Here is a 10,277-nt window from a genome sequence, read left to right as displayed (position 1 = left end):
TGGCCGACCCCGCCGAAACGAATCAGTGGGCAGATCTGTTGGCCATAACCGGGCAGTTTTACTGGCCACCAGCGGGCACATCAACTGGCCGCCCATGGGCAGAACGTAATGGCCATTGACAAGCCCTCAATGCGGGCATCTCTGCGAATACAGGCGAACAGCTCCAAGCGCACTCTCATCCGGACCTCCAAGTGTTGCTTTCATCAGATGAAGCAACACTGAGGGTGGTCCTGGTTCAGACCGTCACAAGCAACCGGCGAGTTGTGGGGTGGTCCTGATTCAAACCGTCACACCGGTCCTGAATCAAACTGACATATTCACCAATGGCCGCAGTGAGTCCCGTGAGGTCCTTCTTGGCCTCCGGTCCCTCACTCAAGGCATCAATTACGGCGAGGCCCTCGCGCGAGCGGGGAAGGGCTATTCCTTTCCCGCGGACGTACTTGAGGAGTTCGTCATAGCCTCCAACATTTGTGGGTGGAGGCGACGGTTCATCGGTAGCTGGCTTGTACTCTGCATATCTCCGGGCCATCCCTGGAGGCAGTAATTGAAGCGGCTCTTCGGTTTCGTCCCGGTCAGGCATGCCGCCATGCTACCCGGCTACGGTCCTGGAGCGGCACCGCCGATTAGTAGGGGATCAGCGGGAATTACCTCGCCCCATTGCCGATCGATGAGTGACACCAGCCACGCTTGCAGACATCCTTGAGGAACAGGGAACTGGGCCCGCGCGGGACGCTGCCGGGATCTGGGCCCGGGCTGTTGCTGTGCGGGATCGACTCCCGGAGATTCCCCTGGCCGACGACAAGCTGCCAGGCATTGAAGCAGCGCTTGCCCGGGAAGGCTCAATGCTGCTGATGGCGCGAAGCCGCGGGCGTCCGCTGGCGTTCTCCATCGTCGTACTCCATACAGGCGCCCTGGAGGTTCTCTACTTGGCAGTCGACCCGCCAGCTTGGGGCACGGGCCCGGCTCGCCAACTCCTTGATCACCTGCGACACCACTCGATCCCGGCCCAGACACCTATGGAGCTCTGGGTTATCGCTGACAACATGAGGGCCATCAGTACCTGAGTGCCGGCTGGATTGCGACGCCAGAGGTCAAGATCCGCAACTCGGCCGGCCGGCCGGAACGCCGCTACACGCTGTCCCCAGAGCCTTTCCACAGCAGTCTGGAGCCGGAGATGAGTACTGATTTCCAAGCAACAGGACCGAATGTTGTCTCATCTGATGAAGGCGAGCTTCGCATCGCCCGCGTCGGTCTTTCCGTTAGCTTTCGCGGCCAGCAATATGACATGGATTCAGAGACGCTGGATCCGCCCATGAGTATCGTCGTCTACTTCCAGCGCAGCTTGCCGGCGAAGGCCGACGATACAGAGCAGATCCGTCAATTCGTTTTAGACGCGCTCAAGTTCCGAGGATTCAGAGTCGAATCGGCGTAGCCAACCCGATGCACGCTTTGTGACCCCTGCGATGTGGGTCGGAAATCGCCGTCCGACAAGACCTCGTCCGATAAGCCGTCGGTTATGGTGCAGTGTCTCTATAATCCTAGGAATCGAGGTATCCGTGGATCCCGCCGGTCGGTCCCCCCCTCCACTACGCAGCACTCACTGATGACGCGGATGAGGTGCGGCGGCTGACAGCCGAGGGTGTGTTCGTCGATGCACCCGACAGCCAGCGATTTACGCCGCTTCATCTTGCGGCTCAGGAACACGCCCTGGCCGCTGCTACCGCGCTGCTTGACCTCGGCGCGCAGGTAGACGCAGCCAACGGTTTCGGCAATACGCCCCTGTTCGTTGCCGTGTTCAACTCCCACGGGCGCCCCGAGATGATCGACCTGCTGCGTTCGTGCGGCGCGGATCCCCTGCATCCGAATGCGACCGGGCAGACTCCGGCAGGACTGGCCAGACTGATCGGCAACTACGACGTCGCGCAGTACTTCGAAGATGTCGGTTGATCCACCGTAGCTAAAATTTGCGAATTGAGGTTTCTCACCGAGCGAGCGGGGCTAGCCCTTCAGTCTGATTCTGCGCTGAGGCTGTTCGCCAAGTGTTCATTCAGGTAGAGCAGTTCCCGGAAGGGAACGGCTTTTCTGGTTGCCGTTGCAATGTTGCGGCCCTCTTCTGTGAAGAGGAACGGGTAGACGCTGATGCCTTCATCGATGGACAGGGCTGCCACCTCGTCTTCCCATCCCGGCCAGCGCAGTTCCCGGTAGAACTCCTTAGTTCCGCCATGCAGCAGCCACTCGACGAACGCCGTGTGACCCGCCCCGAGGGGAGTCCACTCCAGTGTGTCCGGACCCCAATAGCAGACTTCCCCGGGCTGAGCAGGAAGATCATCGTGGTTGATCGCGAAGACTCCGCCCAGGACGTCGAAAGCGGAGACGAGATGACCTGGGGGTGCTGCGCGACGGTCTGGGTCATCTAGAGCGTTGGCTGTGGCGATGTCCTCGATACCTTTGACGCCGGCGCCGAGAATGCGTACCCATCCATGGTCGACGACGAGAGCCGCGCAGTTCGAAGCAATTGCTCCAAGCGTCGACGCGGCTGTCACCTGAAGGCGGAAGAGCACGTCCCTTTTGCCGGCGTCGTCCGCTGATAACACTTGGAAGTCGACACCCGTGTTAGCCAAGAGCGCCTCCAGCCCCGGCCAGGCGGGAGTGTCGACGCCAAGAAGCTCATCCGCGGACCATATTGGAGTCATGCTCAGATGCTGCCATAGATAGCGTGCCAGTTTGCCGCGGTTGCAGGAAATGACTCCACGCGCCCGCTTAGAGGACCGGATTGCGGGAGTGAGCCCAGCGACGACACCCGTTACTTCGCGAGCCGCTTCAGTCGCTCAAGGTCCCGGTGTTCGGCGTGAACGACGCCAACTGTTTCATGCCGCGGGAACACGGGCCCTCGATCAGCAAGGTCGAGGGCCCGGCGCGCTGCTTCTACCGCCGTTTCCCGGTCTCCGGTTGCTTCTGCAAGATCAATCACAGCCAGGTTCCACCGGAAATGCGCATCCCGAAACGGAAGATGCACCACTTCCGGCCATCGGGTCAGCAGTTCTGCGGCTTCTGCAGGGTCCTGCTCGTCACCCCGTCGAATGAGGAGTTCGGCCAGCTTGATGTGCAGCGTCGCGGTTGTACTCTTCAGGCTGGGATTGTCAGCGAGCAAACGGCGGTAATAGGTTTCTGCAAGCATCGGGTCTTCTTCAACGTATGAGTCCCCCAGGTGCTCCAACGCGGTGAAGCCCTCCATCCTGGAGAACTCTCCGTCGTCCGCGAGCACGCGCAACCACAGGTCCCTGGCCCCGCCGATCCCGCCGGCGTCGCTCAATGCCAGTCCCTTGATACGCAGATACTGAACGCGGTTGTAACCACGGGACCGCGCGAGGCGGGCCTCAAAGTCCGCACGATCCGCTTCGCCCCACGCCGGAGACCGAAACCATTCATCTGCCATGCGGACGATTGTTCCAGAGGAGCTATCGACTTACTTGGTGTCCGTCTGAGTCAGCTGTCCCTGCCCACCAAGTGCTGTGCGAAGTGGAGAAGACCCGTGGCTGTTTGTTCACGGTCCTGCGGCATTTCGTCCCAGACGTCCAGAAGGTACAGGAGCTCGTTTAGCTGGCTTGGTTGTCCCAGCGGGAACCAAGCCACCTGGTACATGAGCCTCGACCCGGCGAGAACGTCGATCCGCTGCTCGGCAGTCTCCTCGGCCCAGTAGCGGAGGAGGAATTTGGCTGCTTCCTCTTCGTTTTCGTGCCGGATGCCGAGCTCGTCCCGAGCGTCGCTCCACAGATCAGCCGCGTCGGCCCTATCTCCTATCGGAAGTCCTGCCACTTCGCGAAGCGATGGACTGTCGTAGCCCAGGACGAGAAGCTCCGTGGCGAAGTCAGGCAGCTCGTGGGGCGGGATCAGTCCTGTCTGCTCGCTAAGAAAGATTGCTCGTGCCCTCCGGTAACTGTCCACGCTGGAAATATATCCCGGCGAGACGGCGCGACTACCCGCGCTTCTCCAGCCGACGATGATCGACTGCCTGGGCTACGGGAGTCAGTGCCGCCCAAAGTTCCGCCTCGGTGGCCTGGAGGGCCGGCGGGAGGTTCTTTTGCGGGAGGCGGCGGCTCCTGGCGCACGGACGCAAGGCTCCTTCGAGGTATTCCACGGCCGCCAGCATCAGCGCAGGAGTCGTGCCTCTGGGGCCGTAAGGCCACACCGCAAGCACTTCGCCGGATTCATGCAGCTCGCCGGCCCTGATCGCAATGTCCGCTGCCTGCTCCGCGCTCAAGTCGGCAGCTTGTGTGGCAAGATCGGGCTCGCCCAACCGCCACAGCTCTCGTGCGATGGACAGCGGAGGACTCGTGATCGTAAGGGATCCTATGGATCAATCATCATCTGCCTCTCGCTCTTGGTGCATTTGAGGCCGCCTGTGACGTGGTCGAAGGGGCGCTGTCCGCTAGGCTCCGGACTATGCCCCCCTCCTGGACTGTCCTGATCACTCTGCACTCCATAGCGGCCAGCTATGCATTGATCTTCGGTGCAGTGAACCTGCTGCGCCGGACCAAGGGCGGCAGTCTTCACAGGATCGTGGGCCGCATCTGGGCTGTGGCCATGTATGTCGTCGTGCTGACCTCATTTGGTATCAGAACCATCGACGGCGGGTTCAACTGGCTCCACGCGCTCTCGGTGTTGACATTCTGCACACTGACGGCAGGACTGCGGGCAATCCGGAAAGGAAACATCAGGGCCCACCGCAGCTTTATGACCGGCAGTTACTTCGGCCTGGTCGGGGCTTTCGTCGGCGTAGTTGCAGTGCCCTCGCGCCGCATCCCCCAGCTCGCCATCCATGAGCTGCCCCTACTGGGGCTCTTCATCCTGATCCTGCTCGTCACAGCCGGACTGACAATCATCGGCATCGCCCAGCTGCGCAAAACAAGAATGGCCCCCAGCACGCGTTAGCAGGTGCTTTACCCGACAGCTACTTGGATGATTCGCGTACTGCCAGGGAAGCCAGGGCCGCACGTGGTTCGACGTCGTAGCCCGTCGCCAGGGCACCGAACCAGTTGAGCCCGACCTTCAGCCCGTCCCGTTCCAGACCAGGCAGCCATCTGGAGCGCCACTCATTGAGGGGAATAGCGACTGTTTCGAAGCTGGAATAGGCCTCGACGGTCGAGATGATGCGCTCTGCGCGTGAGCTCAGCGACCAGAAGGGCATGCTGCGCATGCCATCGCTTCCAAAAGGAGCAGGAATGCCCCCGGCATCACGGATCGTCCAAACCTGCTGCTCGCGAATGACTTCTGTGAAGAATGCAGTTGCCTGGGCGCTGCTTGTGGTCATACGAGCATGGTCTCAGACTGTGCCAACTATCGTCTTCCGGCCGGCCGACCATTCGATAGGTCAGCTCTGCACAGCGGCGGTCGCTTCAATCTCCACGAGCTGGTTCTCATACCCGGGCACAGTCACTCCCATAAGAGTGCTCGGCACCTCGTGGGCCCCGAACGCCGCTCTGACTACCTCCCACGCCGCCAGTAAATCCGTCCGGTCTGAGGAGGCCACAAGCACGCGGGTGGAAATTACGTCTTCGAGGCCGGCGCCGGCAGCTTCAAGGGCCAGCCGCATATTCTCAATCGCTTTGGCCGCCTGCCCGGCATAGTCTCCGGGAGCCGCCGTCGTTCCGTCTGTGTTTAAGAGACAGGCGCCTGCAAGGAAGATCAGACGTGAGTCGGCTGGCGCTGTGGCCGCGTAGGCGTATTGGGCGACGTCACTGAGGACACTGGAACGAATGAGCGTTACTGCGCGGGGCATGGATATCTCCTTCACTTGAGGAGGCCAAGCAGCAAGGTGTCTGATCCTCCGTTGCGGCCGACTTTACGGAATCCCAAACGCTCGTACAGAACTCTTGCCCTGTTTCCGTCCTCAACGCTGAGGCTTATAGCCCTCAGCCCGCGGGCTGAAGCCAGGGCGATGAGTCCTTCCATCAGCGCAGTGCCGACTCCCCTGCCCCGGTGGCCGGGAAGCTGCGGCACCAAGCCGCACCCGTCGGAATCCCGTCTGCTTCGGCTATCACGCCGAAATCATCCTCCCTGGGCCATCCCTCGATGTAGTGCGAAAGCTTCGGCGTGCCCAGGAACTGCTCAAGCGTGAACTTGGCCTCGCCACCCCAGTTCATCGCTCCCAAGCCTGCGGCCACGAGAACCTCAAAGTCCCCGGCAGAAGCCTCGCGAATGGTCATCCCCTCATTTCCCATGCTCACGAGCCTAACCTGCGGCCCTACCCCGGTGACTGGCAGCGATTTCCGAGGCTGAGCTGTCATCGCCAGTTCAGGGAGGACCGGCTGTTTTGTTCTTCATCAGCGGGAGCGAAGCACCAAGACCGCGATTTGTTGCGCAGCCTGCTCTGGCGTGATTCCTCTTGTGTCGATGACGGTGGAATCCTTGTGCATGCATGCCCACACCAGGTCAACCGGCAATCTAGCGACCGAATCCGCCGGGATCAAGGAGTCCCCCAGAGCAGGGAAGCCGTCGTTGAGGTCGGCCTCGATTATGGCGAAGCCCTGCTTGCTTAGCAGATTGAGCATGAGCGGCTCGTTGTCGACACACCTCACAGAGGCGTCGGGGTACCTCTCGCGAAGGAGCCGGCTACCTGCGCCGGTGCCGGCACCGAGGTCGAGGATGCTGCGAGCGGCTGTCACTCGGGCAAGGTCCAGAACGGCTGCGAGGTCGCCGAACACCTCGGCGTCGAGATCGAGGACGCGGTGCTGCGCCAGGCTGTCCGGTCGCTGGTGGGTTCGGTGGTCGTGGTCCCGCATCGGGGGGTGCTGGTGATCCATGCCCCTCACCTTTCCGCCGTGGCCGCAGAACCCAGGCCGGCGGCGCTCGGCCTAACGTCGAGGCCATGGCGTCGCTGACCCAGCACGATTTTAGAGACCGTTGCTTCCGAGACGGCCGAAAAGACCCCGAAGCGCCCCTCAACCGCCCACCGGGTTTCCTCTTCGATGAGGTCGGCGTTGATCCTTGCGCCGGCCATGACACCCTCGGCCGCCGCGGTGATCACTTGGGCCATTAAGTTGGAGACGTTGCCCGCGGCATAAACTCCAGGTAAGGCGGTCGCACTCGTCGCGTCAACCTCGATGAACCGTCCGGCTCCGGACGGATGCAGTTGGGACGTTAGCCCAAGTGATTCGAGTAACGCGGACGTGGCCTCCATCCGTGTCCCGACCGCCAGCGCTTGCAGCTCGAACGAACGCCCTTGGCGGAGTGTGAGCCCGGTGAGGTCACCATCGACAGCGTCCACAGTAGCCACGGCACCGTCAACGACCGTGACGGAGCGGGCTGCCAGCTTGGCCCACTCCTCGTCGGTGGGTTCAACGGTGTCGTTGAGGAACAAGGTGATGTCCGGGGACCATTGCCTGAATAGCAGTGCCTGATGGACCGAGAGCGGGCCAGTGCCCAGCACTCCAATCCGTTGCCCGGTGATCTCCCAGCCATGGCAGTAGGGGCAGTGCACAACCCCCCTTCCCCACTGCTGCTGCAGCCCGTCGATGGGCGGCAGTTCGTCGGTCAAGCCGGTGGTGACGAGGAGCCGACGGCAGGAGAACCGGCGGCCATCTCCGAGAAGCACCTCAAATCCCCCGGGGTCCGCCGTGCCGAAACGGCTTCACCCTCGGTGAGCGTTCCTCCGTAGGAGAGCACTTCGCGGCGCCCGATGGACAGAAGTTCTCCGGGGCTAATACCGTCCCTCGAAAGATAACCGTGGACACCCGCCGCTGGTGCGTTGCGGGGTGTCCCAGAATCGATGACCAGCACCGAGCGTAGCGCCCGGCCCAGCGTCGTGGCGGCGCTGAGTCCTGCAGCGCCGCCCCCAACAATTACAACGTCATACCGAGTGGTGTCCATACTGATTTGTCCTTCGTCGCGGCTGAAAGTTTGCCGCCAGCAACATTCGGCGGTTCCACCACCTTCCACCTCATAAAGCGAAACCGGCAAACCATATTGCCGTTATGGCAAACTGTGGGTATGGCAAATGAGCTTGATGACGTCCTCGGAGCGGTCGGCCCCCGGCTTCGGGCACTCCGCGCGGAACGAGACCTCACCCTCGGCGACGTGTCCTCCGCATCCGGAGTGTCAGTGAGCACCCTGTCCCGCCTTGAATCGGGCCAACGCAGGCCAAACCTGGAAATTCTGCTTCCCCTCGCGCAGTTGTATGGCGTTCCCCTCGATGATCTGGTCGGCGCCCCACCCACCGGGGATCCCAGAATCCATCTCCGGCCCATCACCCATGCAGGCATGACCGCTGTTCCTCTCACACGTCGCCCTGGCGGATTGCAGGCCTTCAAGATGGTGCTCACCGGTGATGCCCGCGGGGCGGAGCCCGACCCGCGCGTTCACGAGGGTTACGAATGGCTGTACATCCTCAACGGCCGATTGCGTCTGGTGCTGGGTGACAAAGACTTTGAACTCCGCGCCGGCGAAGCCGCGGAATTCGACACCCATACACCCCACTGGTTCGCCAGCGCCGACGGGGAACCCGTCGAGTTCATCAGCCTGTTTGGACAGCAGGGCGAGCGGATGCACGTCCGCGCCCGACCCAGGCCCTCATAGCCCCGCAAGGGATCGCTGAGAGCCACAGCTCATGCCCAGCTGACATGATGAGAAGCATGGCTGCTTCCCGTCCCAATCCTCAGGCGCGTCTTGAAGGCACCGTCGTCGTTCTTCGCGAGCTAACCGAGGAAGACCTCCCGGCCCTCTTCACAGCTATCGGAAGACCAGAAATATTTGCTGGCGGTTGGGGTGGAGGTATGGGAGCTTATCGAGAGGACTTCGAGCAGTGGGCGGAGTTTCTGAGGCAATGGCTGCCCTGGGAACAAGGCAACGTCTACGCCGTGTGCTTGCGTTCGTCAGATAGCACGGTTGTTGGCACCACTTCGCTCGGCGATTTCGACTTGAAAAACGAGTCTGCGCACATCGGCTGGACTGCTTACTCCCCGGACGTCTGGGGAAGCGGAGTGAACGCTGACGCCAAGCGGCTCCTGCTTAATACAGCCTTTACCCATGGATTTGAGCGCATCCGGTTGCAAGCCGACGTGCTAAACGTTCGGTCGCGGGCGGCGATTGAGCGGATCGGCGCCCAGGAAGAAGGCGTGCTTAGGCATGTCCAACGGCGTGCGGATGGCAGTTGGCGTGACACGGTTATCTATTCCGTTCTGCGGGAGGAATGGCCACGTGTACGCACTGTCCTTGACGAGCGTTTGGCAGCCCGGCCCGACGGCCGCTACATCCCGTCTCCGTAAGTCGATCCTCATAGGGAACGCGTGCTCGTCCTGCCCGATCTCTGATGCCAGACGGGGGGAGCCGAGCTTGCAAGGAATTGGTGAAGGATCTTGCACAGTCTCGTGTCCGGGTTTAGCGTCAGGGCAACACGCCGGCAAGAACCTGCTGCAGGAGGACACAAGAATGCGATACCGAGATCCTTCCTGGTGGCAAGTGGGTGCACTCTATGTAATTGCCGCGACAGCCTTCATCCCGCCCGAGAGCACCAGGCGGATCGTTGTTGGGGTTGTTATGTTTGCGGTTGTAACCGCAGCCGTGGCCGTAAAGATTTTCCGAGCGCGCGCCGAAAACAAAAAATCTTCGGCTTCCCCTGGTCCCTAGTTCGTGCCGATTACCTATACAGTCAGAGGTTCGTTTAGACCAGTTAACTGGTCCGGCGTTCGCGGAACGGGATATGACATCCAACCGCTTGAAGTCCGTGCCCGGCTCGATGCCAGCGAATAGGGCACCTAACCGAGCGACGTGACCCGCCCGTGAAGGATCGGTCATCGTGCACGGCTGCCTTCTACCTACCGGAGGATGTCCACCACTCGTAGAGTGGCATCGAACGGAGGAAGAACAATGGCGAAACGAAAATGGCACGATAACTGGGTGCTCTACCTGATTCCACCGTCTCTTTTCGCCATGTTCTTGGTTTGGCTTATGAGGGACGTCTGGCACTGGTTCTGACGCCGCTCAGAACGTGGACGACCGTAACCAAGGGTGGGCATCGCCCGGCGTTTTTCTCGCCTGGGCAATGGCCGATTGGGCATAGGTCGCCGAATGCGGCACCGTTGCAATAGGCAACTTCGGCCGCCGGCCTCATGAGACTGAGAACACCTCAAGCGCCTTCGGCCAAAGGACCACATAACGTTGGGACTGCTGAAGGTTTGATTGACACTTTGCCTGTGAGGATTTGATCCTTGCGGGTGGAAGGATGTTCCTCATGCCCAAAGCCTTTCCCGAAGAGTTCCGCCGCGATGTCGTGGCGGTTG

General features: G+C 61.4%; 18 protein-coding genes. 6 read left to right on the top strand and 12 right to left on the bottom strand.

The genetic code is table 11. The annotated features are described in order from the left end of the window. Positions 1–235: 235 nt before the first annotated feature. Entirely contained in the window at positions 236–580 is a 345-nt protein-coding gene (locus ACETK3_RS21070) for a hypothetical protein (protein ID WP_237430438.1), read from the bottom strand. Positions 581–671: 91 nt separating this feature from the next. Between ACETK3_RS21070 and ACETK3_RS21065 the strand changes: the two genes are divergently transcribed. From ACETK3_RS21065 to ACETK3_RS21055, 3 genes are all read left to right on the top strand, one after another. After that, positions 672–1,064: a GNAT family N-acetyltransferase gene (locus ACETK3_RS21065; protein ID WP_237430437.1), complete on the top strand. Its 393-nt coding sequence runs from the start codon at positions 672–674 to the stop codon at positions 1,062–1,064. Positions 1,065–1,174: 110 nt separating this feature from the next. Continuing rightward, on the top strand, positions 1,175–1,432 hold the full coding sequence (locus ACETK3_RS21060; RefSeq protein WP_237430436.1) for a hypothetical protein: 258 nt from the start codon (positions 1,175–1,177) through the stop codon (positions 1,430–1,432). A 128-nt stretch (positions 1,433–1,560) separates the two neighbouring features. Beyond that, positions 1,561–1,947 carry an ankyrin repeat domain-containing protein gene (locus tag ACETK3_RS21055; protein ID WP_373993572.1) on the top strand — a complete coding sequence of 129 codons (387 nt, stop codon included), beginning with the start codon at positions 1,561–1,563 and terminating at the stop codon, positions 1,945–1,947. 59 nt (positions 1,948–2,006) lie between these two features. Here the strand turns inward: ACETK3_RS21055 and ACETK3_RS21050 are convergent, their stop codons facing one another. From ACETK3_RS21050 to ACETK3_RS21035, 4 genes are all read right to left on the bottom strand, one after another. Further along, positions 2,007–2,693 (bottom strand): DUF2625 family protein, encoded by a 687-nt coding sequence (locus tag ACETK3_RS21050; protein WP_237430434.1) that lies wholly within the window; start codon positions 2,691–2,693, stop codon positions 2,007–2,009. Between the two features lie 110 nt (positions 2,694–2,803). Further along, positions 2,804–3,436 (bottom strand): hypothetical protein, encoded by a 633-nt coding sequence (locus tag ACETK3_RS21045; protein ID WP_237430433.1) that lies wholly within the window; start codon positions 3,434–3,436, stop codon positions 2,804–2,806. 50 nt (positions 3,437–3,486) lie between these two features. Further along, positions 3,487–3,945, bottom strand: coding sequence for a hypothetical protein (locus tag ACETK3_RS21040; protein ID WP_237430432.1), 459 nt, complete (start codon positions 3,943–3,945; stop codon positions 3,487–3,489). 31 nt (positions 3,946–3,976) lie between these two features. After that, the gene (locus tag ACETK3_RS21035; protein WP_237430431.1) at positions 3,977–4,261 is read right to left on the bottom strand and encodes a hypothetical protein; all 285 of its coding nucleotides are present in this window, start codon (positions 4,259–4,261) and stop codon (positions 3,977–3,979) included. 182 nt (positions 4,262–4,443) lie between these two features. Between ACETK3_RS21035 and ACETK3_RS21030 the strand changes: the two genes are divergently transcribed. Then, entirely contained in the window at positions 4,444–4,932 is a 489-nt protein-coding gene (locus ACETK3_RS21030) for a DUF2306 domain-containing protein (RefSeq protein ID WP_237430430.1), read from the top strand. 19 nt (positions 4,933–4,951) lie between these two features. Here ACETK3_RS21030 and ACETK3_RS21025 read toward each other — a convergent pair whose 3' ends face one another. From ACETK3_RS21025 to ACETK3_RS20995, 7 genes are all read right to left on the bottom strand, one after another. After that, the gene (locus ACETK3_RS21025) at positions 4,952–5,311 is read right to left on the bottom strand and encodes a DUF2750 domain-containing protein (protein WP_237430429.1); all 360 of its coding nucleotides are present in this window, start codon (positions 5,309–5,311) and stop codon (positions 4,952–4,954) included. Positions 5,312–5,371: 60 nt separating this feature from the next. Next, positions 5,372–5,779 (bottom strand): RidA family protein, encoded by a 408-nt coding sequence (locus tag ACETK3_RS21020; protein ID WP_237430504.1) that lies wholly within the window; start codon positions 5,777–5,779, stop codon positions 5,372–5,374. 11 nt (positions 5,780–5,790) lie between these two features. Continuing rightward, positions 5,791–6,000: a GNAT family N-acetyltransferase gene (locus tag ACETK3_RS21015; protein ID WP_237430428.1), complete on the bottom strand. Its 210-nt coding sequence runs from the start codon at positions 5,998–6,000 to the stop codon at positions 5,791–5,793. After that, complete coding sequence (locus ACETK3_RS21010) at positions 5,952–6,227, bottom strand: hypothetical protein (protein ID WP_237430427.1); 276 nt, start codon at positions 6,225–6,227, stop codon at positions 5,952–5,954. The genes ACETK3_RS21015 and ACETK3_RS21010 overlap by 49 nt, the downstream gene beginning before the upstream one ends. 96 nt (positions 6,228–6,323) lie before the next feature. Beyond that, entirely contained in the window at positions 6,324–6,803 is a 480-nt protein-coding gene (locus ACETK3_RS21005; protein WP_237430426.1) for a trans-aconitate 2-methyltransferase, read from the bottom strand. A gap of 5 nt (positions 6,804–6,808) precedes the next feature. Next, positions 6,809–7,594 carry an NAD(P)/FAD-dependent oxidoreductase gene (locus ACETK3_RS21000; RefSeq protein WP_373993571.1) on the bottom strand — a complete coding sequence of 262 codons (786 nt, stop codon included), beginning with the start codon at positions 7,592–7,594 and terminating at the stop codon, positions 6,809–6,811. After that, complete coding sequence (locus ACETK3_RS20995) at positions 7,534–7,869, bottom strand: FAD-binding protein (protein WP_373993570.1); 336 nt, start codon at positions 7,867–7,869, stop codon at positions 7,534–7,536. Before ACETK3_RS20995 ends, ACETK3_RS21000 begins: the two co-directional genes overlap by 61 nt. 120 nt (positions 7,870–7,989) lie before the next feature. Between ACETK3_RS20995 and ACETK3_RS20990 the strand changes: the two genes are divergently transcribed. Together ACETK3_RS20990 and ACETK3_RS20985 are read left to right on the top strand one after the other, a co-directional pair. Continuing rightward, positions 7,990–8,574, top strand: a complete 585-nt coding sequence (locus tag ACETK3_RS20990; RefSeq protein WP_237430424.1) for a helix-turn-helix domain-containing protein — start codon at positions 7,990–7,992, stop codon at positions 8,572–8,574. 56 nt (positions 8,575–8,630) lie between these two features. Further along, positions 8,631–9,263, top strand: coding sequence for a GNAT family N-acetyltransferase (locus ACETK3_RS20985; RefSeq protein WP_237430423.1), 633 nt, complete (start codon positions 8,631–8,633; stop codon positions 9,261–9,263). Positions 9,264–10,277: the final 1,014 nt, after the last annotated feature.

The organism is Arthrobacter sp. E44 (assembly GCF_041877125.1).
Classification (GTDB): domain Bacteria; phylum Actinomycetota; class Actinomycetes; order Actinomycetales; family Micrococcaceae; genus Arthrobacter.
The sequence above is the reverse complement of the archived record's forward strand: the minus strand, read 5'-3'. Positions and strand labels throughout refer to the sequence as shown.